Source organism: Thermotoga maritima MSB8 (assembly GCF_000008545.1).
Taxonomy (GTDB): domain Bacteria; phylum Thermotogota; class Thermotogae; order Thermotogales; family Thermotogaceae; genus Thermotoga; species Thermotoga maritima.
Genome location: NC_000853.1, coordinates 34,035 through 58,820 on the forward strand (window position 1 = coordinate 34,035; position 24,786 = coordinate 58,820).

Annotated in this window: 25 protein-coding genes; 16 read left to right on the top strand and 9 right to left on the bottom strand. The window is 45.5% G+C overall.

The window, feature by feature from the left end; genetic code table 11:
• Positions 1–68 precede the first annotated feature (68 nt).
• The 8 genes from TM_RS00150 (at position 69) to folK (ending at position 6,894) form a co-directional block, all read left to right on the top strand.
• Positions 69–1,142 (top strand): DUF362 domain-containing protein, encoded by a 1,074-nt coding sequence (locus tag TM_RS00150; RefSeq protein WP_004082494.1) that lies wholly within the window; start codon positions 69–71, stop codon positions 1,140–1,142.
• A gap of 88 nt (positions 1,143–1,230) precedes the next feature.
• Positions 1,231–2,688, top strand: coding sequence for a hypothetical protein (locus TM_RS00155; RefSeq protein WP_010865033.1), 1,458 nt, complete (start codon positions 1,231–1,233; stop codon positions 2,686–2,688).
• On the top strand, positions 2,685–3,209 hold the full coding sequence (locus TM_RS00160) for an NTPase (RefSeq protein WP_004082498.1): 525 nt from the start codon (positions 2,685–2,687) through the stop codon (positions 3,207–3,209). The genes TM_RS00155 and TM_RS00160 overlap by 4 nt, the downstream gene beginning before the upstream one ends.
• Complete coding sequence (locus TM_RS00165) at positions 3,206–4,456, top strand: HD domain-containing protein (RefSeq protein ID WP_004082500.1); 1,251 nt, start codon at positions 3,206–3,208, stop codon at positions 4,454–4,456. The genes TM_RS00160 and TM_RS00165 overlap by 4 nt, the downstream gene beginning before the upstream one ends.
• A gap of 10 nt (positions 4,457–4,466) precedes the next feature.
• Positions 4,467–4,829 (top strand): 6-carboxytetrahydropterin synthase QueD, encoded by a 363-nt coding sequence (gene queD / locus TM_RS00170; protein WP_004082502.1) that lies wholly within the window; start codon positions 4,467–4,469, stop codon positions 4,827–4,829.
• A complete protein-coding gene (gene folE2 / locus TM_RS00175; RefSeq protein ID WP_004082504.1) occupies positions 4,826–5,605 on the top strand; it encodes a GTP cyclohydrolase FolE2 in 780 nt (259 codons plus the stop codon). Before queD ends, folE2 begins: the two co-directional genes overlap by 4 nt.
• A gap of 3 nt (positions 5,606–5,608) precedes the next feature.
• Positions 5,609–6,445: a dihydropteroate synthase gene (gene folP, locus TM_RS00180; protein WP_004082506.1), complete on the top strand. Its 837-nt coding sequence runs from the start codon at positions 5,609–5,611 to the stop codon at positions 6,443–6,445.
• Positions 6,446–6,483: 38 nt separating this feature from the next.
• A complete protein-coding gene (gene folK, locus TM_RS00185) occupies positions 6,484–6,894 on the top strand; it encodes a 2-amino-4-hydroxy-6-hydroxymethyldihydropteridine diphosphokinase (protein ID WP_238581566.1) in 411 nt (136 codons plus the stop codon).
• Here the strand turns inward: folK and TM_RS00190 are convergent.
• Together TM_RS00190 and TM_RS00195 are read right to left on the bottom strand one after the other, a co-directional pair.
• Positions 6,878–7,957, bottom strand: a complete 1,080-nt coding sequence (locus TM_RS00190) for a M24 family metallopeptidase (protein WP_004082509.1) — start codon at positions 7,955–7,957, stop codon at positions 6,878–6,880. The two genes, folK and TM_RS00190, sit on opposite strands and share 17 nt — an antisense overlap.
• Before the next feature lie 12 nt (positions 7,958–7,969).
• Positions 7,970–9,709, bottom strand: coding sequence for an ABC transporter ATP-binding protein (locus TM_RS00195; RefSeq protein WP_004082511.1), 1,740 nt, complete (start codon positions 9,707–9,709; stop codon positions 7,970–7,972).
• An 84-nt stretch (positions 9,710–9,793) separates the two neighbouring features.
• On the opposite strand from TM_RS00195, the gene TM_RS00200 reads away from it, so the two are divergent.
• The gene (locus tag TM_RS00200) at positions 9,794–10,342 is read left to right on the top strand and encodes an outer membrane beta-barrel protein (protein WP_004082513.1); all 549 of its coding nucleotides are present in this window, start codon (positions 9,794–9,796) and stop codon (positions 10,340–10,342) included.
• Between the two features lie 57 nt (positions 10,343–10,399).
• On the top strand, positions 10,400–10,618 hold the full coding sequence (locus TM_RS00205) for a hypothetical protein (protein WP_004082515.1): 219 nt from the start codon (positions 10,400–10,402) through the stop codon (positions 10,616–10,618).
• A 137-nt stretch (positions 10,619–10,755) separates the two neighbouring features.
• Here the strand turns inward: TM_RS00205 and TM_RS00210 are convergent, their stop codons facing one another.
• Both TM_RS00210 and tnpA read right to left on the bottom strand, forming a co-directional pair.
• Positions 10,756–11,973, bottom strand: a complete 1,218-nt coding sequence (locus TM_RS00210; RefSeq protein ID WP_004082517.1) for an RNA-guided endonuclease InsQ/TnpB family protein — start codon at positions 11,971–11,973, stop codon at positions 10,756–10,758.
• Positions 11,958–12,284 carry an IS200/IS605 family transposase gene (gene tnpA, locus TM_RS09765; RefSeq protein WP_010865038.1) on the bottom strand — a complete coding sequence of 109 codons (327 nt, stop codon included), beginning with the start codon at positions 12,282–12,284 and terminating at the stop codon, positions 11,958–11,960. Before tnpA ends, TM_RS00210 begins: the two co-directional genes overlap by 16 nt.
• Between tnpA and TM_RS00220 the strand changes: the two genes are divergently transcribed.
• From TM_RS00220 to TM_RS00245, 6 genes are all read left to right on the top strand, one after another.
• Positions 12,262–13,047, top strand: a complete 786-nt coding sequence (locus tag TM_RS00220) for a DUF362 domain-containing protein (protein ID WP_010865039.1) — start codon at positions 12,262–12,264, stop codon at positions 13,045–13,047. The two genes, tnpA and TM_RS00220, sit on opposite strands and share 23 nt — an antisense overlap.
• A 100-nt stretch (positions 13,048–13,147) precedes the next feature.
• On the top strand, positions 13,148–13,612 hold the full coding sequence (locus tag TM_RS00225; protein ID WP_004082532.1) for a FeoA family protein: 465 nt from the start codon (positions 13,148–13,150) through the stop codon (positions 13,610–13,612).
• Positions 13,581–15,590, top strand: coding sequence for a ferrous iron transport protein B (gene feoB, locus TM_RS00230; protein WP_004082534.1), 2,010 nt, complete (start codon positions 13,581–13,583; stop codon positions 15,588–15,590). Before TM_RS00225 ends, feoB begins: the two co-directional genes overlap by 32 nt.
• Complete coding sequence (locus TM_RS00235; protein ID WP_004082537.1) at positions 15,587–15,919, top strand: hypothetical protein; 333 nt, start codon at positions 15,587–15,589, stop codon at positions 15,917–15,919. The genes feoB and TM_RS00235 overlap by 4 nt, the downstream gene beginning before the upstream one ends.
• The gene (locus tag TM_RS00240) at positions 15,916–17,010 is read left to right on the top strand and encodes a lipase family alpha/beta hydrolase (RefSeq protein ID WP_004082539.1); all 1,095 of its coding nucleotides are present in this window, start codon (positions 15,916–15,918) and stop codon (positions 17,008–17,010) included. Before TM_RS00235 ends, TM_RS00240 begins: the two co-directional genes overlap by 4 nt.
• Positions 17,007–17,597, top strand: a complete 591-nt coding sequence (locus TM_RS00245; RefSeq protein ID WP_004082541.1) for a hypothetical protein — start codon at positions 17,007–17,009, stop codon at positions 17,595–17,597. The genes TM_RS00240 and TM_RS00245 overlap by 4 nt, the downstream gene beginning before the upstream one ends.
• On the opposite strand, the gene aguA is transcribed toward TM_RS00245, so the two are convergent.
• The 5 genes from aguA to TM_RS00270 are packed head-to-tail and all read right to left on the bottom strand — an operon-like array spanning position 17,598 to position 24,776.
• Positions 17,598–19,622 (bottom strand): xylan alpha-(1->2)-glucuronosidase, encoded by a 2,025-nt coding sequence (aguA, locus tag TM_RS00250; RefSeq protein ID WP_004082543.1) that lies wholly within the window; start codon positions 19,620–19,622, stop codon positions 17,598–17,600. It abuts the gene before it with no gap.
• Positions 19,623–19,678: 56 nt separating this feature from the next.
• A complete protein-coding gene (locus tag TM_RS00255) occupies positions 19,679–21,652 on the bottom strand; it encodes an ABC transporter substrate-binding protein (protein ID WP_004082544.1) in 1,974 nt (657 codons plus the stop codon).
• Positions 21,653–21,665: 13 nt separating this feature from the next.
• The gene (locus TM_RS00260) at positions 21,666–22,682 is read right to left on the bottom strand and encodes an ABC transporter ATP-binding protein (protein WP_004082545.1); all 1,017 of its coding nucleotides are present in this window, start codon (positions 22,680–22,682) and stop codon (positions 21,666–21,668) included.
• Entirely contained in the window at positions 22,679–23,674 is a 996-nt protein-coding gene (locus TM_RS00265; RefSeq protein ID WP_004082546.1) for an ABC transporter ATP-binding protein, read from the bottom strand. Before TM_RS00265 ends, TM_RS00260 begins: the two co-directional genes overlap by 4 nt.
• 13 nt (positions 23,675–23,687) lie before the next feature.
• Entirely contained in the window at positions 23,688–24,776 is a 1,089-nt protein-coding gene (locus TM_RS00270) for an ABC transporter permease (protein WP_004082547.1), read from the bottom strand.
• Positions 24,777–24,786 lie beyond the last annotated feature (10 nt).

The following is a 24,786-nucleotide window of genomic DNA, read 5'->3' on the forward strand; positions in this document are numbered from 1 at the left end:
AAAAATCATACACCTCAAGAGAGCCCTGCTGGGCTCTCTTTTTAATTCTCAAAAAAGGAGGGATTCACATGCCAGCGAAGGTTTATTTCACAGACATGACAACCAACCCAAACATGAACATGCTTCAAAAGTTAGAACTTCTTTTGAAGAAAGTGGAACTGGAGAAAATCATCGAAAAAGACAAGTTCGTGGCTGTAAAACTCCATTTCGGTGAATACGGAAACCTCGCATTCATAAGACCCCAGTACGTGAAAATCATTGTGGACCAGATCAAGAAACTGGGTGGAAAACCTTTCCTCACCGACGCGAACACGCTCTACACCGGCCACAGATCGAACGCTGTGGATCATCTGATAAACGCCTACCTGAACGGCTTCACCTACGAGGTGACGGGAGCTCCTGTGATCATCGCGGATGGTCTCAGAGGTTCAGATGAGATAAAGGTGAAAATAGATGGAAACTACGTAAAAGAAGCGAAAATAGGTGCCGCAATAGCTCTTGCAGATGCGATAGTCGCTGTAACACATTTCAAAGGGCACGAAGCGACAGGTTTTGGTGGAACGATAAAAAACGTCGGAATGGGAAGTGCATCCAGAGCAGGAAAGATGGAACAACACTCCGAATCCAAACCGTACGTTGTGGAAGAAAAGTGTGTCGCCTGTGGAACATGTGCGAAGTTCTGCCCGGTTGGTGCGATTACTGTCACAAAAGTGGCAAAGATCGATTACGAGAAATGTATCGGTTGTGGACAGTGTATCGCCATGTGTTCCTACGGTGCCATGTCTCCAAAATGGGACAGCTCGACTGACTCTTTGAGTAAAAAGATGGCTGAATACGCAAAAGCGGTTCTCAAAGACAAGAAAGCGGTCTTCATTTCGTTCATCATGAACATCTCTCCAGACTGCGACTGCTGGAACATGAACAAACCTCCCGTGGCTCCCGATATCGGAATCGCGGTCAGTACAGATCCAGTTGCTCTGGATCAGGCCTGTATAGATCTCGTCCTTCAAAAAACGGGCAAAGACCCGTTCCTTGAGGTTCACCCAGATGTAACCTGGAAGACACAGCTCGAATACGCTGAGGAGATCGGTCTTGGAACGAGAGAATACGAACTCGTGAAGGTGGCTTGTGATTTGAAGTGAAAAGTGGTTTAATAGAAGTGGCAAACCTTATGAGGAGGTCTTATTGTGAAAAAACTTATTTTGATCAGTTTGGTTCTTTTAGCGGTCCTTGGAATCTCCCAGGAATGGGTCTTCCCGATCTTTCGGTCCCATTAGCTGGCAGCAACCGTCAGACTGGCAGGAAACACCCCCACTGGCTTTCAATTCGACCGGAGTCTTCAAGGGAGTGGGTGATGGCCAGACACTCAATCAGGGAATCGGTGTGTTTTTCATCTACGACGCAGGTGTCGAAGAAGCGCTCGTCTATGGACTATCTCAAGATGCATCTCTCGTCGACCAGGGTGAGACAGAGTGGAAAGGATTCAAAGGAAGATACTACAAGTTTGAAGGAAACAACCTTTCTTTCAACGTTCAGGTCTTTCCACTCGGAATGAGAGATCTCGCTTTCTGGAATTTTGTGGCCGGAGAACCTGCAGACGAGGATTTAAAAACTCTGGAGAAAATCCTCTCAAGCATCGATCTGAACGATCGATTCAAATTCAGCAGATGGAACTCACAGGATGGAACGCTGAAAATATACCAGAACGGCAACCACTTCGAAGGATCTTTTGGAGAGAAAACCTTGGAAGGAATAGTGATCGAAAACAGTATCTTTGGATGGTGGAAAAAATCAGACTCGACCGGTAGCGTGGGACCATCTCGGTTCTGGGATGGTGCTTTCAGCGGAAAGTTCGTAGAAGGGAAACTGCAACTGTTATTCTCCAGCTCGGAAGATCCGTTCTACTCGCTGGAAGGAACCACCGTGACCTTTGAAAACGTTTCTGGAAAATTCGAAAGCTCTACGGTAGAAGAAGTGTCCGTTACAGAATCACTCCTTTGCAGAAGTGTTTACGAAAACACACCTTTCGCCACGGACACTGCGTTCACACCTTTTGACAAAAGAATCGTCATGTGGAGCGCGACAAAGCCATTTGAAAACTCTCATATATTCAAATGGGAATGGTACGATCCAGATGGAAATCTGAAGGAAACCGTTTATTACATCGTTGCTCCAACGATAGAAACGGGTTACGACTATTACGACAGCGTGTGGGGCTGGATGGCAACCGACAGATTCGGAGAAGATGCGTTCGGCGAGTGGAAAGTAGTGGTTTACGCGGACGGAAAGAAACTCGATGAAAGTTCTTTTAAACTGGTTCAGGAACCAGAGATGAAAACCATCGAAACAGAAACCTTCAAATTGAACGTTCCCGCTTACACCTATTACCAGCTTTCTGAAGGAGTGCATTACTTCATATTGGACATTGCAAATCTGATCTTCGCAGAAGCACATTACGAGACAGAACCACTCAACGGTGAGGTTTACAAAACCCCGAATTACGAGGTTAACTTCATAGAAACATCCATGCCGGATTACCAGACGGGACAGAACTTCATTTACTGGGTCGTTCAATTTCCGGAGAAAGATGGACAGTACCTCTACATGAGCTTCTACGCTCCAGAAGATGACTTCAAGAGACTGGAAAGCCTGTTTGAAAGGATTTTGAACAGCGTTGAGTTAAAATGAAAATCCTTATCACCGGAAGGCCAGGTGTTGGGAAAACCACTTTAATCAAGAAACTATCACGCCTCCTGCAGAACGCAGGGGGCTTTTACACTGAAGAGATGAGAGAGGGCGAAAAAAGAATCGGTTTCAAGATCATCACCTTAGATGGTGAGGAAGGAATACTAGCAAGAACAGATCTCCCTTCTCCATACAGAGTGGGTAAATACTACGTGAATCTAAAAGACCTGGAAGAAATCGGTGTAAGATCGCTCGAAAGAGCCTTTCAGGAGAAAGATCTGATCATCGTAGACGAGATAGGGAAGATGGAACTCCTATCCAGGAAATTCCGGGAAGTAGTCGAAAAAATCTTCGACAGCGAGAAAGATGTGATAGCCACAATCAAAAAATCGAGCGATCCATTCGTAGAAAAGATCAAAAACAGAAATGATGTCGTCATCTTTGAGCTGAACGAGAAAAATCGTAACTCTCTGTTGAACGAAATTCTGTCTGTTTTAAAATTCAATCGAGGTGAAAAACAATGATACAGATGTTTATCAATTTACTGGAAACGATCCCTTCACTGGGAAGACACTCATTTCAGGTCGCTTTTCTTTCCGCTCAGATCGCAGAAAAAATGAATCTTGATCCCAACGTTTCATTCTTATCTGGATTGATCCACGATCTGGGACTGATTCTGCCATACGAAGGGAAAACGCTGCTGGATGAAATAGACGACACTTTCGTTATCGTGCGGGACACCCCGGGCAAACCCCTTCACCTTCACAGCATCCTTGGGAGTTTCATCACCGATTACGTCGAGAAACTGAAGCCCATATCCCCCATCGTTTTGAAACATCATTTCCCCGCCTCGTACCTGGACAAAACAGAAGAGAATCTGATCTCCAACATCGTCTTCATCTCGGACCAGGTTTCAAGATATACAATGATCAATTTAGACGTTTCACCCAGAGATATCCTCATAGCTCTTGAAGATATGAAGAGCTTCTTCTTTCCGGAGGTGTTCGAAGCATGCAGAGAGGTTCTGAACACGGAGTTTGTCCAGTGGCAACTTGAGAATATTCTTGCAGGATACGATGTTACAGACTTGCTGGATCACCACGTAAGAAATTGTCCGGACTGTGACAAGAAAGACCTGATTCAAATTGGGAAAATCGTATCGTTCATCGTGGATACCAAAAGCGAATTCACCACCAGCCACACCTGGAGAGTCGCAGTCTTCTCAGAAAAAATGGCAGAAAAAGCCGGCAGAAACAGTGAGGATCTCTTCATCGCTGGTCTGTACCACGACATTGGTAAAATCAGCGTGAGTTACAAAATTCTCGAAAAACCAGCAAAACTCAGTGATGAAGAATACGCTATTATGAAAAAGCACGTCTATTTCTCCTATCTCATCCTTCTCCCCTACAAAGATGAAAACTGGTTCTTACCCGCGGTAAGGCACCATGAGAGGCTCGACGGTTATGGCTATCCTTTTAGACTGAAAGGGGAAGAAATGACCCTTGAAGATAAAATAATCCAGGTTGCCGACGTGTTCAGCGCACTTTTAGAGGAAAGGCCTTACAGACCTGCGAACACCGTGGAAAAAGCCCTGAGCATGGTGCGCGAAGAAGTGAAGAAAAAGAAGTTATCTCAAGAAGCCTTCGAGTTACTTGAATCATCCCTGGAAGACTTCGATCTCAGCAGTATAGAGGTGGGAAGAGAGATTAGAAAAGAGATCAGAACGTTTGTGAATAGAGTGGTCGAAAAATTCGGAGATTACGTTCTTTAGAGGTGAGAGCATGATCTTGGTGAAGAAATTTTCTTTTGAAGCCGCACACAATCTGACCAGGTACCTTGGAAAGTGTGAGAGACTCCACGGTCACACCTACAGACTCGTTGTTAAGATAGAAGGTCCTCTGAACGAAGAAGAGATGGTCATGGATTTTGCCGAGCTGAAAAAAATCGTCGAAGAGCTGGTTATTTCTAAACTCGATCACTCGTATCTCAACGACATGTTCGACCAGCCCACCACGGAAAGAGTAGCGATATGGATATGGGATCAGCTCTCAAAAGAGATGGAAAAACGCGGTGTCAGGCTCCACGAGATAGAACTGTGGGAGACAGAAACGAGCGGTGTTGTGTACAGGGGTGAGAAGGTTTGAAGGATGTTCAGAACGAAAAAGACCCAAGGATGGTCCCTCTAAAAAAGGTGGGAATAAAAGATCTGCACTGGCCTCTCAAGGTGATTCTCAAGGAAGATGGATACCAGTCCACCGTTGCTCAGATTAGCTGTTCAGTGGATCTTCACCGTGAAAAAAGGGGAATACACATGAGCAGATTCATAGAAGTTCTAAACAAACTGGAAGTGATAACTCCTCAAATCTTCGAAGAGATTCTGGATGATCTCATAGAAATCATGGAAGCAAAGAGGGCACACCTGGAGATCCACTTTCCTTACTTCATATGGAAGGAGTCTCCTGTTTCCAGAAAGAAATCGCCGTTGAAAGTGGACTGCTTCGTTGAAGCAGAAAAGGAGAAGAATTTTTCTTTCAAAATTGGGGTCAGAACACCTGTCCACACACTCTGCCCGTGTTCAAAAGAGATCAGCGATTACGGTGCTCACAACCAGAGGGCTTTCGTTGAAATAACGGTGAAAACCAGAAAGTTCATCTGGTTCGAAGATCTGGTAGAAATAGCGGAGAAAAACGCAAGCTCTCCTCTTTACACCCTGCTGAAGAGGCCGGACGAAAAATTCGTCACGGAAAAGGCTTATGAGAATCCCCGATTCGTAGAGGATGTGGCAAGAGACGTGGCACTGGAACTGGAGAAAGATCCAAGGATCACCTGGTACAGAGTCTACGTGGAAAGTATGGAAAGCATACACAACCACAACGCGTTCGCCTGTGTAGAAAAAGGAGATTTCGTTCTGGAGGGATGAAACGTGGTTTACACAACTCCATGGAACAGAAAGATCGAGTTTGGAAGAACGATGGTTATGGGAATAATAAACGTCACACCGGACTCCTTCTTCGCTGATTCCAGAAAACAGAGCGTACTCGAAGCGGTGGAAACCGCAAAGAAGATGATAGAAGAAGGTGCTGACATAATAGACGTGGGAGGAATGTCCACCCGTCCCGGATCAGATCCCGTCGATGAGGAAGAAGAATTGAACAGAGTGATTCCCGTGATAAGAGCGATCAGATCGATAACCGACGTTCCGATTTCCGTAGATACATACAGGTGGAGGGTGGCTTTGAAAGCTCTTGAAGCCGGAGCGGATATCGTAAACGATATCAGCGGTTATCAATTCGAACCGGATATCGTCAGAGTAGTTTCTGAAAACAACGTCCCTTACGTTCTCATGCACATAAAAGGAACGCCAAAGACGATGCAGGAAAATCCTCATTACGAAGATGTGGTGAAGGAGATAAAAGAGTACTTCACAGAAAAAATAGAGTATCTAAAAGAAAAAGGTGTGAACCAGATCGTTCTGGACCCGGGTATCGGGTTTGGAAAAAGATACGAAGACAACCTCGAAATTCTTCGAAGGATCGACGAATTCAAAGAGTTAAAACTGCCCATCCTCATAGGTGCTTCAAGAAAATCTTTCATAGGAATCACCTTGGGAAACGTGCCCCCCGAAGAAAGACTTGAAGGTACTCTTGCGGTCACCGCGTACTGCACGATGAAAGGAGTAGATATAATTCGGGTACACGATGTCCTCCCTAACAAGAGGGTGATAAGAATGATGGAGGCGATACTCTGGCAAAGGTTGTAATAGCGCTTGGAAGCAACCTCGGTGACAGGCAGAGAAACATAGAAAAAGCCCTTGAGGAAATGAACAAGAGAAATATAAAGGTGGAAAAAGTCTCCTCCGTAATAGAAACAGAACCATACGGCTACGAAGATCAACCGAGGTTCCTGAACGCGGTTTGTATCGCACAAACACCGCTTTCTCCTCACGAACTGCTGAATACACTTCTTCAAATAGAGAGAAACATGGGAAGAGTGAGAACGATACGGTGGGGACCCAGGATCATCGATCTCGACATCGTATTCTATGAAGATCTTGTTCTCAGCGAAGAAGACCTCATAATACCCCATCCCGATGCGCACAACAGAACGTTTGTCCTGGAACCACTGTGCGAGATAGCTCCAGATTTAATCCATCCTGTGATGGGAAAGACAGTGAGAGAACTACTGGAAGATCTCAGACGACGAAGATAGATCTCGGCAGAGTAGTGAGTATTTCACAGCCTTGCTCTTTCAAGACCACGTCTTCTTCTATCCTTATACCGAACTTTCCCTCCAGATAAATTCCGGGTTCTACGGTGAAAACAACGTTTTCTGGAAGTGGAGAATCGTTTCTGAAGCTGATGGCTGGTCCTTCGTGTACTTCGAGGCCTATCCCGTGTCCCAAACTGTGTCCGAAGAACTCACCGTAACCTTTTTCCCGTATAAATTCCCTGGCAACCGAATCGAGTAGTTTTCCCGTCACACCTGCCTTTGCAATTTTGAGAGCCCTTTCCTGTGCTTCGAGAACTATACTGTGAACTTCCTTTACTTCGTCGGATGGTTCTCCTATGGAAACAACACGGGTGATATCAGCACAGTAATTCTCATATGTGGCCCCGAAGTCTATCACAATCACGTCCCCTCTCTCAACTACTTTGTCTGAGGCTTTACCGTGTGGAAGTGCGGATCTACAGCCTGAAGCCACTATGGTGTCAAAAGCTACACCCTCCGCTCCTTCTTTTCTCATCGTGTATTCGAGAAGGGCGGCGATCTCTTTTTCTGTCATTCCAGCTCTGATCTGCTGTACCGTTTCGAGGAAGGCTCTTTCAGAGATCTCTATTGCCTGTTTTATCTTCTCGATTTCTCCTTCGTCTTTCACCATCCTCATCTGCTTGACTTCATCATCTATTCCTATGAACTTTCTATCTCCAAAGGCACTCGAAATCCTCCGGAAAAGTGAAAGAGAAACCCTTTCTTCTTCCAAAGCAATCGTTTTTATTTTCAGATCATTCACCGTTTTTTTGAGAACATCAATGAAATCCCCACCTTTTACTTCCCTCACCTCGAAATCCGTTTCCTGCTTGGCTTGAACTGTGTATCTGGAGTCGGTTATGAGAAGCCTTGTGTTTTCGGAGATGAGAATGATAGAAAAAGATCCGGTGAATCCGGAAAAGTAAACCGAAGATGCCCTGGCGGAGTTTTCTATGTTCATTATCAGAAAAGCGTCAATGCCCTCTTCAGAGATGAGTTGAATCAATCTTTCTGATCTGTCCATTGTTTTCCCTCCCTACGCATTTTCGAACTGTATCTTGTAAAGGTTGTAGTAAAATCCTCTCTTCTCTAACAGTTCATAGTGATTGCCTTTCTCTACAATCCTACCATTGTGGACTACCACTATTTCATCGACGTCTTTCACAGTAGAGAGTCTGTGTGCGATCATTATCACTGTCCTGTCTTTCGAAAGCTCTTCTAAAGCTTCCTGAATCTTTGTCTCTGTTATAACATCCACGTTGCTCGTCGCTTCATCAAGAATGAAGATCTTCGCGTCAAATAAAACGGCCCTCGCGAGCGCTATGAGTTGTCTTTCGCCTGCTGAGAGAGTGGTTCCTCTTTCGACTATTTCGTAATAAACACCTCCGGGTAACCTCTCTATTATATCCAGAGCATGAACTCTTTTCAGTGCTTCGAGAACCCGTTCTTCTGGTATGCTCTCATCGAAAAGCCTGATATTATCGAGGATCGTACCGCTAAACAGCAGCACATCTTGCGGGACAGCTGCTATCTGTTTTCTCACGAGTTTTAAATTGTACTCCAGAAGCGGAATCTCATCGATGAATATATTTCCCTTCTGTGGTATGTAAAGACCGTTTATCAGGCTCATGAGAGTGGATTTCCCACCACCTGTTTCTCCCACTATCGCGTACAGTTTCCCTGGTTGAAAATCCAAGTTTATGTCCTTCAGCACCCAGTTCTTTCCGTCGTACGAAAACCACACGTTCTCAAAACGAACACGACCTTTTGAAATCTTATTCGGTCCATTTGGATTTCCTATGACCTCTGGTTCTTCTTTTAAGAGGTTCAAAATTTTCTCGGAGGATGCCATGGAGTTCTGGATTATATCGTACTTCTCAGAAAGGTCTCTGAGAGGCCTGAAGAACATATCGAGGTAAGATACAAAAGCGTACAGAGAACCGAATCCAAGGGTTTTATTCGCGATATACCTGGCACCGTACCATAAAACAAGACTCACTCCCAGAAAGTAGAGAAAATCCATAAGGGGACGAAAGACTCCGAAAACGTAAAGCTGCTCCATCAAGGACCTGTAATACTCTGTGGCCACTGTGGAAAACTCCCTTTCTTTGTGTTTTTCCAGATTCAAGATTTTTGTCACGTTGATACCCGCTATATGCTCTGCCAGGAAGGCGTTGAGGCGGGCGAGGTTGGTTCTGACCTTACGATAAGCCCTCCTGTCGAAGTATCTGAACAGGAGGATCGAAATGACGATCAAAGGCAAAAGGTAATAGACGTGGCCAAAAAGCTCACGACTGAGCTGGACGAGAGAAACAACGACCGCTCCCAAAAGGAGAACATCCATAATCACACTGGTCACAACAGAAGAGAAGAACTCCTGGATATTCTGTGTGTCGTTAACGATCCTGGTGGTAACTACTCCGGAAGGTATTCCTGTGAAAAAAGAATACGGAAGTGAAATGACATGGGAAAACACATCTTTTCTCATCAGAAGGACTATCCTTGAGCCTGCGTATCCTGTTACATAAGAACTCGCAAACCCCACCAGAAAGGAAAGGACGCGAATTCCTAAAATTATAAAGGCCGTTATTACAATACCGTTCAAACGCTCAAACGAAGATAAAGTACTTTCCACAAGAAACTTATCTATCGCCGTTTTCATCAAACGGGGTGGGAGGATTTCCATCACTGTGAGAATCAGAGATAGTACAGTTCCTACAAGAAAAAGATACCAGTATTTTTTAGCGTACCTTAGCAGAAACTTCTCCGGACTCAAAATCACCACCTCTGTCTTGATATTTTACCACTTCTGTGTGTTATAATTGAACACGGAAAATTTCATTACAGGGAGGGAGTTTTCATGAAAAAGCTTCTTGTGATTCTTCTCGCGGTAGTGGCAGTGGGAGCTTTCGCTTTCTCGCTGGAGGATCTGAAGGTCAGCGTTTTTGGGAATTATAATTTTGTTGTTTCTGCGACATCTACAACTTCCGATGCTACGGCCGCTAATTACTTGGATTTTGGTCTCGATCTCACATATCCGGTAGCAGAAAATATGGAGCTGGGTCTTGGGCTTGGTTTTGCTTATCTTCTTGGTACTGATGCTACTCCTCTTTTCTCTGTTGATGCTACTCCGAGTCAGAACGCACTCGATCTGTTTGCTGTTTTCAAATACTCCATTGAACTCGACAGAGAATCCAGAGTTGTCATAAGGGGATTCGGTGGACCCAGCTGGCCTATGGCCAAGTTCGATTTTGGTAAATTCGGTTGGGTCTTTGGTGTTGGTGCCAGCTACACAAGAGACTTTGAAGGACTCGTAGTTGGACTCGGTGCAGGTGTTGAAATGAGAATCTACGAGAAAAACAACGTGATCGCAATCCCCGTTGGAGGAAACTTTGAGATCAACTTCTGATGAAATCCATAGAAACGAAGGGGGCATATGCCCCCTTTTTGTTTTGAGGTGATGTGGATGGACAAGGAAAAATACGTGAAAGGAATAGAAAAAGCACTTCAGAAAATAGCGGTCCGTGAGTTAAAAATCGTCGATATCTCCGAAATATGGATCGAAACGGCTCTCCCAAAAGATCTCATAATCGAAATACTCAAAGAAGGAAAGCTCAATATCCCATCCGGTATCGAGACCATAAAAGACGGGAGGGATGTCATCTGGAAAAGGTCTGGTTCCTGAACGTCTCCAACTACGAGGAAGCCAGCACAAGGCTCAGAGAACTCCTTGACAAGTACTTTTCTCACCTGTTTTCACCATCCGATAAGGTTCTTTTGACACTCCCAATCCCCTGAAGGGGATGGGATTCTTGGCAGCTCTTAGGCTGCCTTCCATGGAGCGCTAATCGCTCCATGGCCACAGAGGTGCGGGTTAAACCTCACACCTCTGGCGGGTGCCAAGCCCGCTACTACTTGGGACTTCGTCCCAAGATACCTTTTCCAAATGTTGATTGCTCCCACTCCGTCCCTGTGATACTCAAAACCGCAGCCGGCGCACTTGTAATTTCGTCCAGACGGCCTGTTTTGAGTGCCGCATACAGGACACGTTTTGCTTGTATGCGCTTCAGAAATGCGCACGACCTCGATGCCGAATATTTGCGCTTTGTATTCTATCTGGCTCATGAGCTTTCTGAAGGCCCATTGGTGCAGTTTTTGATTGAAATTATCGTTGCCGTTTGTGCGTTCTCTTATGTTCGTAATGTCTCCGACGACAATGGTGCCTATGTTCTTTTGCACGCATAAACCGATGAAGTGGCTCGTGATTTTGTGGAGCACGTCGTTGATTTGGTTTCTCGTCTTGTACAGCACCCTTCTTTTGGCTCTCGACAGTTTTTTATACCTTCGTGAGCCCTTTTGGCATCGACTCAAAGCCCGCTGAATATCTGCTAGTCTTTTGTTTCGGTATCTGAGTATGCTGTTGAGAACACCACCGTGATATGAAATCACCTCAGAACCATCGAAACAGGTTATCGGGCGGAGTATTCCGACGTCTACGGACATAACTTTCTGGCTTTGGCCTCTCTTGTGCTCACTCTTCACCTCTATCGCAAGGTGAAGATAATACCGGCCGGCTTCGTAAACCAACTTGGCTTGCCTGATTGTTGTACCGGCTGGCAACGTTGTGGGGATTACAAATGGCTCTCGATTGCGTCCCATCGAGAGCTTGACCTTCCCATCTGGCAAAAGCTTGATGGCTTGATTTTTCCAAATGAACGGCAGAAAATTTTTCCTCTTGTATGGCGGTTTTGCATGTGGATTTGTTTTGACTGCAACAAAGTAGCTATTGAGTGCCTGAAAGTACAGCTGGACCATGGCTTGTTTGGAGTGAGTGTGGATATCGATAGCGCTCGACCAGCGAAGGATGTATTTTTGCGCTGTGTTCGGTGAGAGCCAAAAACCTTTCTTGTTTTTGATCTTTTTGACCAGCGACATGGTTTTGTTGTAGATCCGAGCGGCGATCCTGTTCAGCTCGGAACACAAAGGATACAATTCCACCGGCACAGGGACTTTGTAGGTTCTGATCACATATCTTGACACTCTTCAATGTACCTCCTGATGGTTTCTTCTGAAACGGTGCCCACTGAGCCCACATAGTATGTTCTGCTCCACAATCCTTCTCTTGTTCTCAGGTGCGGGAATTTTTCGAGAAGCTTTTTTGAAGACACCCCTTTGAACAGGTTGACTATTTGTGCCGGAGCTAACCGAGGAGGCGCAGAAACAAAAAGATGCACATGATCCGGTTGGATCGATAGCGACAACACCCAATCATAACACGAACATGACCAACAAGCAAGCCTCTTACCCGTTCCCCTGAAGCGGAAGGGCTTGCGAGGCTGTTTTTCTGTCACAGGTGTTGAAGATGTTTGTGAAAGACTGGGCGTTCCATGTGTTCCTTTGGATGATCCTGTGGAAGTCAGCGGAGAAGTGTTTCAGAAGATAAAAATTTCCAGGAAGGTTCTTGAAGCAGACAAGGTGGTTAATCTTCCAAAATTGAAGACCCACTCCCAAATGGTTATGACACTCGGAGTGAAAAACACCTTCGGATGTGTGGTGGGTCTCGAAAAATCTTCCTGGCACATGAGGGCAAAGAATTACGACGATTTCGCGAATCTGTTGATAGACATTCATCGAATCGTGTCTCCAGTTCTCACGATTCTCGACGGTGTGGAGGGTATGGAAGGAAACGGACCCACAAACGGTAAAAAGAAACATTTTGGCCTTGTGGCTGTTTCGAAAAATGCTTTTGCTCTCGACGACGCTGTCTGCAAAGCTTTAGGAATAGATCATGTTGTTTACACGGTTCAGCATGCTCGAAAAAGAAGAGTAGTTCCTGATTATGAAATTGTGGGAACGTTCCACGCTTCTATACAACTTCCTTCCACCGTCTCCACCCTCGATAGACTATCCAGAACCTTTTCAAGGTTCTTTGTGAAGTATCCAAAGATCGACACCAGAAAGTGCGTGAAGTGTCGGCTCTGCGAGGAACGATGCCCCGCCTCGGCCATAGATATCTCCTCTCAGAGAATCGACTACCAGAAGTGCATAAGATGCTACGTCTGCCATGAAGTCTGCCCTCAGGATGCCATAAAGCTTGTCAGAAGACTCGTATAGACAATATATTAGAAATGTATATATTGAAAGCATCCATGTGATGATGATACAATTAATCTGAATTTTTTGAGAATCATTCTCAAAAAAAGGGGGCAGAGCCGTGAAACTTTCAAGACTCGTACCAGGAGTTCCCGCAAGAATAAAAAGACTCGAAGTTTCCGGAGAACTGCATGAAAAACTCGTGGGAATGGGATTCGTTCCAGGTGAAGAAATAGAAATCGTTCAAGTCGCTCCCCTGGGAGATCCCATCGTTTGCAAGATTGGGAATAGGAACATCACATTGAGAAAAAGAGAAGCGGATCTCATAGAAGTGGAAGTCGTGGGAGGAGAATTGCCTTTGATCCTTGCAGACGATGGAACTTACGAGATAACCAAACTAAATGGTGGAAGGAGATTTCTTTTTAGAATGAAGAACCTTGGAATCGAATCAGGTAAGAAAATACAGGTTTCAGGAAGGAGATACTACATAGAAGGAAGGGAAATAGATTTAGGATACGGCGAAGCAACCAAGATATGGGTGAGGAGGGTCAGCGATGCCGGTGAAGAGTCTCACCCGCAGAAGTGAGATTTCTCAAAAAATCGTGAAAGTCGCTCTTGCGGGATGCCCAAACGTTGGAAAGACCAGTCTTTTCAATGCCCTGACCGGCACGAAACAGTACGTCGCCAACTGGCCCGGCGTGACGGTTGAGAAAAAGGAAGGTGTCTTCACATACAAAGGGTACACCATCAATCTGATAGACCTTCCTGGAACTTACTCGCTCGGATATTCCTCGATAGACGAAAAGATAGCCCGTGACTATTTACTGAAAGGTGACGCTGATCTTGTGATACTCGTCGCGGACTCTGTCAATCCAGAGCAGAGTCTGTATCTACTTCTTGAAATACTAGAAATGGAAAAAAAAGTTATCCTTGCCATGACAGCCATAGACGAAGCGAAAAAGACGGGAATGAAAATCGATCGTTATGAACTTCAGAAACATCTGGGAATCCCCGTGGTTTTCACCTCTTCTGTTACTGGAGAGGGTCTGGAGGAACTCAAAGAAAAGATTGTGGAGTACGCACAAAAAAACACGATTCTTCACAGAATGATTCTGGATTACGGAGAAAAAGTAGAATCTGAGATAAAGAAGGTAGAAAATTTTCTCAGAGATAAAAAGTTGAGAATCAACCCGAGGTATTTCGCTTTGAAATACCTCTCGGGGGACCCGGAATTTTACTCAGAGGGCGTGAAGCTTGGTCTTCCAGAGCTGAGCGAAGAAGAAAGGATCGGTTATCGCCTTCTCATAGCGAAAAGAAAGAGAGAATACGTTGAAAACGTTGTTAAAGAAGCCTTTGCAGATGCAGGGTCGAAATCTCTCTCTCTATCCGAAGCCATAGATCATGTCCTGACCCACAAGTTTCTTTCGTTTCCGCTGTTCTTTGCCCTCATGTATCTCGTTTTCAAGTTCACATTCGACATCGCGCAGGTCTTTTCGGACTTGCTGGATCTGCTCTTTTCCCAGTTGGGATCCGCTGTTGTCAACACTTTCGGAGAGAACGCTTTCACATCGCTGATATCCGATGGAATCATTGGTGGAGTGGGAAGTGTTCTGGTGTTCACACCAAACATCTTCGCCATGTTCCTCGCACTCGGTTTTCTGGAAGAAAGCGGTTATCTCCCCAGAGCCGCGTTCGTGATGGACAGAATCATGGAAAAATTCAAACTGAGCGGTAGAGCGTTCATGTCTCTCATACTCGGATTCGGATGTAATGTACCTTCTATCATGGCCACCCGTGCCATAGATGATCCAAGAGAAAGGCTCGTGACCATCCTCATCACTCCCTTTATCAGCTGCAGCGCAAGACTTCCAGTGTACCTTCTCATTCTGAGAATCTTCTTCCCTGAGTCCTCCGCTGCCATGCTCTTTATAATCTACTCTCTGAGTATTCTGATAACCCTCCTTTCATCGGTTGTCATAAACTGGCTGTTCTACAGGGGAAGGACTTCACCACTCATTCTGGAACTGCCGAGGTACAGAATGCCCACACTCAAGAATCTGTACATCTACACCTGGAACAGAGGAAAGCACTTTCTGAAAAAAGCCGGAACGATCATATTCGTTTCTGCCATTCTTATCTGGGTTTTGAGTTATTTCCCAGCAGCCGGGGACATTGAGAACAGCTTCTCCGCGATGATAGGAAAATCCTTGGAGTGGATCTTCAAGCCTTTTGGATACTCCTGGAAGATAGTGACATCGCTCTTCTACGGGGCCGTAGCGAAGGAAGTTGTTGTCTCGACTATGTCGATGCTCTATGGATTCGAGGAAGAAACATTCCTGGGAGCAAAGGAAGCTCTGTCTGCGGAAATGGACCCTGTGTCTGCCATAGCGTTTCTCATTTTCGTCATGGCGTACATACCGTGTTTCGCAACTATCGCAACCATATATTCTGAAACGGGAAGTTTGAAGTGGACCCTTTTCTCAATTGGATATTCCCTTTCAATTGCGTATGTGCTATCCCTGATCGTATTCTATGTTGGAAAACTGGTGGTGATGCTAATATGAACATTTTGATGTTCATATTAACCCTGATTTCTGGTATCCTTTACATGAAGATCGATCTTCTGTTCGGCATCTTCCTGGGAGTCGTCTCGCTTGTTTTTCTTGCTGGACAATTCGAGATCTCTAAAGAAAAGTACCATGCACACATGTTCGTTGGAAGTATCATTGTTTTGTTTTTCGCTGGAATGAGTCTTCTTGAGTACCTGACAGGGTTTTTGAGACCCATTCTTGGAGAAGAAAGAATCACCCTGTCAGCGGGACACTACACCCTCTTTCTAACGGGATTGGTGGCACTTTTCATGATATTCAAGAAAAGGATGAGATCAGAATGAGGTTCTTTCTGGTTGCGATCGTCCTTCTTGGTGTATCAATGTTTGGCTTCAACATCATTCTGGAATCTACACCCACACTCTACGATGTGGTGGAGTACTACGCTGGGGACTGGTGTATATTCAGGATGGTGTACGATGGAACCGTTGATCCGTACAATCCTCCTCTCCTTGAAACCAACGCCACCGTCATTGGAAAAGTGATAAAATGGCAAAAACCAGAGGAAAAACTCGCTGAAATACACAAAGAAGGTTCTTCTCTCAATCTCGTAGTGATACACGGAATGGATCCGAGGGAATACACAGGCGAGATGACCGAGTACAAGAAAGAGATTGAGAAGGTGTTCGAGGAAATAGGAGAAAGACTGAGAATAAACGTCTATCTGTTTATCTACCCAACTCTTCTTGCAGATCCGGAAAAGTCAGCCGAAAGATTCATCGATCTCACAAAAGATATGGAGAACATCATCATATTCGCACACAGCATGGGAGGAATAATAGCAGAGCATATCGCTGCTAAGCACCCTGGAAACGTGAAAGGGATAATCTTCGCGGGAACGCCTCACTTAGGAAGTCCACTTGCCAACGTTCTGTTCACCGATCCAGATCGATACGAAGAGGAGTTTCTCATAGACAAAAAGACCGCAGAAAATCTCAGAGCGGCTCTTCTGATATCCTACGCGGGTTTCAGTGCAACGTACGCTCCAGGATACAGATATCTTCTCTGGCAAAGAAAACCACTGGATTTTTCAAATGTTCCGTTTGTGAACCTGGTCGGAACTATTTCCCTCGATAGTGTAGAAAGTATTCCAGGAATTCTACTGAACATAATGACAACATCTGCGTGGGACACTCTGGGATTGATCGGCCTGAAACTTCTCGCAAGTAGTGTTTCCACAATGAAAGACGATTTTGAAGAAACGGATGGTATGGTACCATGCAAAAGTGCCTCATACGGAGGAAATGCACTCGTTTTCGACGCCGATCACGAAGATCTTTACAAAAGAAAAGATATAATCCTCGAGGGGCTTTCATATATTCTTTTCAGAATACTGGAAAACGAGGTGATTTTAAAGAAGGGGGGATCGCAATGAAAGTTCTTTTGATTTCTGCTACTTTATTCAGTCTTATTCTCACAGGATGCATGCTGACCACGACTTTCCAAACCCCACCAGGTACTGGAGAGATTTCAGAGGAGACATTAGTAAGTAGTATTGTCGAGGGTCAATCTCCAGAATCAACAATTACTACTGTTGTGGACAACAGTTTGCCCGAATCCGATCAACACGGAACGGTTCTCTACGTTTCTCCTTCTTCAACAGATGTCACCGGTTTCATCAGCGTGTGGTTCGATCTAAAGAAGCTCCTTGAAGGAAAAGCTTTCAAAGGAGACATCGTTAAGTTTTATATCGACATACTTCAAACCAGAGAAGACCAGGCGACTGTCACTATGAACATCTATGAAGAAACCGGCGGCAGCACCTCACTCACAAAGATAGCCACGGCTCTTTTGGAGAAAAACGAATGGACGACCGTGGAAGGTACCACGACCGTCCCTGATATTGGCAATGTCGAAAGATATCTACTCGGTGTTTGTGCTTCGAAACCCGCCACACTCGACTTCTACATAGACAATTTCGAATGGGAGGTCATATATCAAGAAGAAGGAGGAGCAATCTGATCACGGATATATCTTTCTTCCCTTCTCATCAGGGATACCCGTTCTCCTGTAAAAGTATGTGTTGATTACATCACGCCACTCCTTCGCGTGTTCGAGTTGCATATGAAGACGCTCTTTCACTCTCTCAAAAATATCTGGTGATACCCTGTCTTTCAGTTCCTCCCATTTCTTTATGAATTCTTCTACTTCCTCCACCCCTTCAAAGTGGAGATCGTACATCGTCTGAAGGAGTGTCTTTCCGGATTTCAAACGATGATCGTATCGTACCCTGTGGAAGAAAAGAAGAAGATCCTCGGGACACGTGTTGATATCATCGTATATCTCTTTCCACGGTGAATGGTATTGAAGGGTGTAACCAGTGCCTCTGGAAGTTCTATCGACACCGATCGCTTCCCAGTTGGCTCTGTGGTAAGTACCCCATTTCGAATATTCGTATCCCTCCGGATTTGGACCGTAGTGGTGACCAGGATTCACCATCCATCCCAACCCGAACGGAGTGGTGTATTTCTCATACGTCCTGTGGGATTTCATCAACATGTATGAAACATTTTCCAGAACCTTCTCGTCATCGCCGAAAGTGAGTTTTATCCATTCTTCAACTATCCTTTCGATTTCTTCATCGGGATTCCACGCAAGTCTTCCGAACGCGTATAAATTCGCCTGAGCGAGATCGTGGCCCGTCCAGTTCACACTGTCACCAACGTTTGATACTCCGGCAAAACCGTTGTTTTCACGGTCAAAGAGAGTTCCATCCACGATTCTCTTCACGTAAGAACCCTCACCCTTCGCAAACGTGTCGAATTCCAGTATCTCCTTCCAGAGGGTTCCTAAAAAACACAGATGAATCTGCTGACCTGTGTATTCCTGCGTGATTTGAAGCTCAAGAATTTGATTTGTCTTCTCCATTCCTCCGAAAAGCGGATTGACGGGTTCTCTCACCTGAAAATCCATAGGACCATACTTTATTTGAATGATCACGTTGTCGTCGAACTGCCCATCAAGAGGCTTGAAATTGTCATAAGCCGCCTTTGCTCTGTCCGTCTTGTAATCTCTCCAGTCCTGGAGGCAGTTGTAAACAAAAGCTCTCCATATTACTACTCCACCGAACGGTGCCAGAGCCCTTGCAAGCATGTTTGCCCCTTCTGCATGCGTTCTTCCAAACATGTGCGGTCCAGGATTGAACTCAGAATCGGCTTTGACAAGAAATCCTCCAAAATCTGGAATATAATCGTATATTCCCCTCGCTTTTTCTCTCCACCAGCGCGCCACTCTTTCGTCGAGGGGATCGGCCGTATCCAGCCCTCCCAGATAAACAGGAGAAGCGAAGTTTATACTTAGATAGATCTTAATTCCATACTCTCTGAAGATATCAGCCAACTTTTTCAATTTTTTAAGGTAGATAGAGTCTATCAAGTAAACTTCTCGCTTTTTGACGTTCACGTTGTTTATAACAACACCGTTTATACCTATTGAGGCTAAAAGTCTGGCGTAGTCTTTCGTTCTCTGATTTATGATAATTCTGTTGTCTTTGAAAAAAATGGAGTTCCCTGCGTATCCTCTCTCGATCGTTCCATCGAGGTTGTCCCAGTGGTTAAGCATACGAAATTTCGCTTTCGGCTTCGCCAGGACGTTCATCTTCTCGATATCTTCACCAAGTCTTATTCTCTTCATCAAATCAAAAATCCCGTAAACAAGCGCCTTCTTTGTTTCGCCAGTTACAAGCAGAATTTTCGAACCATTCCACTCAATCGTTCTCAGCATGAAACCTTCCTCACCAAGATTCACATCAAGCTTGATGGGAAGGGATTCCAAACGTCCCACCATGATGTATTTTTCTTTCTTCAAGGGTCTGGAATAAAATCTGGGAGTGATGCCAATCGATCTTTCAGAAAATCTTCTGATCTCGTCTTTCAAAACTGAAGAACCGGGTTCCAGAATGGAAACACTTGAAAACCAGTCTTTGAGTTTTCCGGCGACATCAGCTGGTAAACCTCTGTACTCCAGCCAGCACATCCTGTAGTCCACAGCATTTCCCTCCCTGAAAGTTCTGAAAACCCCCGGCGATTGCCGGGGGCTTAGATTCATTTCTGTTCGATGAAGAACTGCATCGGCATGGCATTCAGAGGAGTTCTCAACACATCGTCCGTTACGAGGAATTCCGGTACGTTTCTGAAGTTGTTCTTCGCTATGGCAGGCGAAAGGTCTTCTCCGACGGTTCCTATCATCCAGAGATTTTCTCTATGGATCTTCGTCGCTTCTGCCATGAGCTCTTTGATCTTATCAGGATCCGGCGTGGAGGCTATCTGGTAGTACAGATCGACAAGTCTGTAGACGACCTCTGGTGGTTCAGGCCCTTCGGGTACTTCTTCGGGCTCCACACCTCTTATGTTCTTGTCGATGTAGTATGAGATCCAGCCACTCCATCCGATGTACCAGAAGTCTGCTATGTTCTCGGAACCCGGGAAGATGACCATCGGTGAAGAGAGTGGTTGGGCAGCCCTATCCATGTTCCACACCATCGCGTCGAAGTCACCGGCATCGGCTCTTTCGTAGAAGAGAGATCTTTCAAGGTTCTCAATCTCCACCCAGACACCTATCTGTTTCCAGTATTCTTTTACCATCGTCCAGACGTCAACATGAAACTGCCCAGTCACAGTGATGGTGAATCGGAGTGGTCTGCCATCTGGTAAGAGTCTGTATTCGTGCTTGTCATCCCACTTCAATCCCATTTCATCGAGAAGCTTGTTCGCTCTGTCTGGATCGTACTCTGCATAAGCTTTTTCCCATTCGGGATCGAAGTATGGGGATCCACTCACGAGAGACGCCTGCCTTGGCTCAGCGAGACCGTTGAAGAGAATCTCGTTGATTTCTTCCCTGTTGATAGCGAGTGAGAGAGCCTGCCTGAACCTTACATCGTTGAAGACCTTCCTCAGCACCTCGTCGGAGTGAGCGTAGTTTAGTGAGATTCTGCTGGCAGAACCGTTCGCAGCGATCCATTTTAGCACTCTGTATCCTCCACTCTGGCTGTTCTCCATGAGCAGTGTGAAGTTTCCTGCTCCCGCTCCCAGTCCTCCGATATGTCTCCACTGCATATCGATTTCACCGGAGATCGCTTTCAGGAGTATGACTTCGTCGTTCTTGACGTATTCGTGCCTCACGTAATCGATGTATGGAAGCTGATTACCTTCGATATCAACCGCCCAGAAGTACGGGTTTCTCTCGAGTATGTAGAACTGTTCTGTTGGATCGGTGATAGGCTTCCACGGTGATAGTGTTGGAAGCTCGGTGTTTTCAAGGAAGTCGTTTTTATCGTTGAAGAGGTCCACCCAGGTGTTGTGCACACCTTCCACCATCTTCTTCTCTATTTCTTCCATCGGTGTGTACTTTGGATGGAACTGTTTCAGATAGTGTGCTGGTGCTCCGGTAAATCCACCGTATGGAACTTTCAGAAGGAACAATCCATAAGGCTTGCTGAATTCGAACTTCACCGTGTAATCGTCGAGCGCTTCGACTTTCACACCAATGTTGTACCAGTCAGGTTTCGAAGGCGTGATATCGTCGTTTCCTACGATGTCGTTAACCCAGAACACGATATCGTGGGCCGTGTACGGTGCTCCATCGGACCACTTCACACCCTTTCTCAGATGGAAGATGTAGACCCTTCCGTTCTCCAGAACCTCCCAGCTCTTCGCGAGCCCCGGAACGAGTTTTCCACCCTCTTTGTCCCAGAACGCGAGTTTCACTTCGATGAGCTTGGAAATACCCCACCTGTCAGAAGGCCCTTTCCAGACTCTTCTCCAGGTACCACCGAACTGTCCAACTTTTTCAACAGGCTGAACCACGAGCGGTTCCTCCGGGAGTCTCTGTTCGACGGGTGGAAGCTTTCCTTCTTCGACGAGCTTGGTCAGCATCGGCGATTCATGGTACTCGGTAATCTTCTTTCCTGTAGCCTTGTAGTACTCTTCCGGTGTTGCGTAGAAGACCCATGTGTCGTTGGCAGCAAGAGCTAAAACAACCATGAACACAAGCGACAGCAAAACAAACAACCTTCTCACAACTAACACCCCCTCACAAAGTGATTTTCACACCTCTCAATTTCAAACTTTCGGCGAAATGACAGGCCACGTAATGTGGATTGTCTTCCGTTCCAAGATTTCTGAACTCAGGATACTCTTCCTTACAGATACTTTTTGCATAAGGACATCTTGGATGGAAGTAGCATCCTGATGGTGGGTTTGCCGGGTTTGGAACCTCTCCTTCTATTGGAACGAGTTCTTCCCTCAGATCCGGATCAGGCTTTGGAACGGACCTCAAAAGCGTCTCCGTGTATGGATGCTTTGGATTTTCGAATATCTCCTCGGTGCTGGAAAGTTCCACAATCTTTCCTAAGTACATCACCGCAACTCTATCGGATATGTGTTCCACAACGCTCAGGTCGTGTGTGATAAAGAGATAGGTGAGGGCAAATTCTTCCTGAAGATCCATTAAAAGGTTGAGTATCTGTGCCCTTATGGAAACATCCAGTGCAGATGTCGGTTCATCACACACCACCAGTTTCGGTCTCAGGGCGATTGCCCTTGCTATAACGATTCTCTGTCTCTGACCACCTGAGAAGGCATGCGGATACCTTATCATGTACTCTGGTCTCAATCCGACCGCCTTCAAAAGTTCTGCCACTCGATCTTCCAGTTCTTTTCCCTTCGCTATACCGTTCACCAGAAGTGGTTCACCAACGATCTCCTTGACCTTCATTCTTGGGTTGAGAGAGGTATAAGGATTCTGAAAGATCATCTGCATATACCTTCTGTAGGGTTTCAGTTCATCTCTGGAGAGCTTTGCTATGTTCACGTCTTTTCCATCCAGATGAAGAATAACATCTCCATCTGTGGGATCTATCGCTCTGAGGATACTCTTGGCTGTTGTTGTTTTTCCACATCCACTCTCTCCCACCAATGCGAGAGTTTCACCCTGTTTTATATCGAAACTGACATCATCCACTGCTCTGACGTAACCTACTACCTTCTTGAAAAAACCCTTTGTCAGCGGGAAGTACTTTTTCAGTCCCTTCACTTCGAGTAGTTTCATTCTTTTTCCCCTCCATAAAGGAAGCACTTTACTTTGTGGCCGGGTTTTACCTCTACCTCGGGAGGCTCTTTCACATCACACAATCCTTTCATGAATTTCTCACATCTGTTGTGGAACCTGCAACCCGTTGGAAGATTGTACGGATCCGGTACCATGCCCTTTATGGTCTCGAGTCTCGTTTTCCTTATTCCAATCTTCGGAATGGATCTCAGCAGAGCCTGTGTGTAAGGATGGAGCGGATTCTTGAAGAGTTCGAAGACCTCCGCTGTCTCCACAATGTTTCCGAGGTACATCACAGCTACTCTGTCTGCCATCTGGGCTACAACTCCCATATCGTGCGTGATCAGAAGGATCGAAGAATGGTACTCCTTTTGAAGTTCCTTCATTAGATAAAGAATTTGTGCCTGTATAGTCACATCCAGAGCAGTTGTGGGTTCATCCGCTAAAAGCAACGTGGGATTCAGAGACATAGCCATTGCGATCATACATCTTTGAAGCATTCCACCGGAGAGTTCAAAAGGATACATATCCACTACCTTCTCGGCATTCGGAATCTTCACCTTTTTGAGCATCTCTACAACGCGCTTTCGTGCTTCTTCCTTGGAAACGTTCTCGTGAAGTAATATCGCTTCTATCATCTGCGCGCCAACTGTGTACACAGGAGAAAAAGAGGCCATCGGTTCCTGAAAAATCATCGATATATCCTTCCCTCTTATATCTCTTATTTCTTCACCTTCAGGATCGAGTCTCGTGAGATCTAACGTTTTCCCATTTCTGTGAAACACAATCTCTCCATTAACTATTCGAGCACTTTTTGGAAGGATCCTCAGTATGGACTGTGCCGTGACACTTTTGCCACAACCACTTTCACCAACGAGACCCAGTATTTCTCCCCTTCGAATATCGAACGAAACTCCATCAACCGCTTTTACTGTTCCTTCAGTGAGATCAAAATAAACTTTTAAATCTCTTATTTCGAGAACCTTTTCCATGACTCTCCTCCCTTCATGTCTTGTATGGGTCGGCGGCGTCTCTCAGACCATCACCGACGAAGTTGAAGCAAAGGACAGTGATGATCACAAAGAGACCAGGTATCAGAAGCCATGGATAGAGAGCGACAGTTCTTATGTTCTGTGCTTCCTGTAGAAGAACACCCCAGCTGATCGCAGGTGGTCTGAGTCCCAGTCCCAGAAAGCTGAGCCCAGTCTCACCGAGTATCATCCCGGGTATCGAAAGTGTGGCAGAAGCTATAAGGTGACTCGTCAGAGATGGAAGCATGTGTTTGAAAATGATCCTCCATTCCGAAGCTCCAGCAAGCCTTGCAGCTACAACGAAGTCTTCATCTTTGAGCGAGAGAAATTTACTTCTCACGACTCTCGCAAGCCCTGTCCAGCCTATCAATGAAAGGATCACGGTGATGGCAAAGTACACCTTTATCTGTGACCAGTACCTTGGAAGCGCCGCAGCCAGTGCCATCCAGAGAGGAATGGTTGGAATACTAATCAGAAACTCTATAGTTCTCTGAATGAAGTTATCGATCTTTCCTCCGTAGTATCCGGATATGCCCCCTATGATGATCCCAAGAACCATGCTGAGAAAGACTCCCACCAACCCTATTGTGGTGGAGATCCTGGCACCGTAAAGAATTCTGGAAAAGACATCTCTTCCGAGCCTGTCAGTTCCAAAAAGGAAGATAGTACCTTCTTCTACCCCAAAGAAATGAACGTCGGATTCCCACGTGTTCCAGAGTTTGTATTTGTCACCGTGAACAAAGAGCCTTATTTTATATATCTTCGTCTTGTCTTCCTTGTAGATTCTTCTGAACGTCTCCGGATCTCTTTCCATCTTGTATCCATAAACAAAGGGACCTATGAATTTTCCTTCGTGGAAGAAGTGAATCTTCTGTGGAGGAGCGTATACGTACCTTGCAAAGATCCTGTTTGGATCGTACGGTGAGAAGAATTCGCAGAAAATACCAAGAACGTAGAGTATTCCGAGAATCACCATTCCAATAACTGCGAGTTTGTTTTTCTTGAACCTCCACCACATCAACTTCCATTCTGAAGCAAGATACAGTTCTTCTGTTTTGTCCATCTTCTTCCTC

What these genes read in the sequence shown, in the direction of transcription:
- TM_RS00150 (WP_004082494.1), top strand. Translation starts at nt 69, where the DNA reads ATGCCAGCGAAGGTTTATTTCACAGACATGACAACCAACCCAAACATG.
- TM_RS00160 (WP_004082498.1), top strand. Translation starts at nt 2,685, where the DNA reads ATGAAAATCCTTATCACCGGAAGGCCAGGTGTTGGGAAAACCACTTTA.
- TM_RS00165 (WP_004082500.1), top strand. Translation starts at nt 3,206, where the DNA reads ATGATACAGATGTTTATCAATTTACTGGAAACGATCCCTTCACTGGGA.
- queD (WP_004082502.1), top strand. Translation starts at nt 4,467, where the DNA reads ATGATCTTGGTGAAGAAATTTTCTTTTGAAGCCGCACACAATCTGACC.
- TM_RS00190 (WP_004082509.1), bottom strand. Translation starts at nt 7,957, where the DNA reads ATGGACAGATCAGAAAGATTGATTCAACTCATCTCTGAAGAGGGCATT.
- TM_RS00200 (WP_004082513.1), top strand. Translation starts at nt 9,794, where the DNA reads ATGAAAAAGCTTCTTGTGATTCTTCTCGCGGTAGTGGCAGTGGGAGCT.
- TM_RS00205 (WP_004082515.1), top strand. Translation starts at nt 10,400, where the DNA reads ATGGACAAGGAAAAATACGTGAAAGGAATAGAAAAAGCACTTCAGAAA.
- feoB (WP_004082534.1), top strand. Translation starts at nt 13,581, where the DNA reads ATGCCGGTGAAGAGTCTCACCCGCAGAAGTGAGATTTCTCAAAAAATC.
- TM_RS00235 (WP_004082537.1), top strand. Translation starts at nt 15,587, where the DNA reads ATGAACATTTTGATGTTCATATTAACCCTGATTTCTGGTATCCTTTAC.
- TM_RS00240 (WP_004082539.1), top strand. Translation starts at nt 15,916, where the DNA reads ATGAGGTTCTTTCTGGTTGCGATCGTCCTTCTTGGTGTATCAATGTTT.
- TM_RS00245 (WP_004082541.1), top strand. Translation starts at nt 17,007, where the DNA reads ATGAAAGTTCTTTTGATTTCTGCTACTTTATTCAGTCTTATTCTCACA.
- TM_RS00260 (WP_004082545.1), bottom strand. Translation starts at nt 22,682, where the DNA reads ATGAAACTACTCGAAGTGAAGGGACTGAAAAAGTACTTCCCGCTGACA.
- TM_RS00265 (WP_004082546.1), bottom strand. Translation starts at nt 23,674, where the DNA reads ATGGAAAAGGTTCTCGAAATAAGAGATTTAAAAGTTTATTTTGATCTC.
- TM_RS00270 (WP_004082547.1), bottom strand. Translation starts at nt 24,776, where the DNA reads ATGGACAAAACAGAAGAACTGTATCTTGCTTCAGAATGGAAGTTGATG.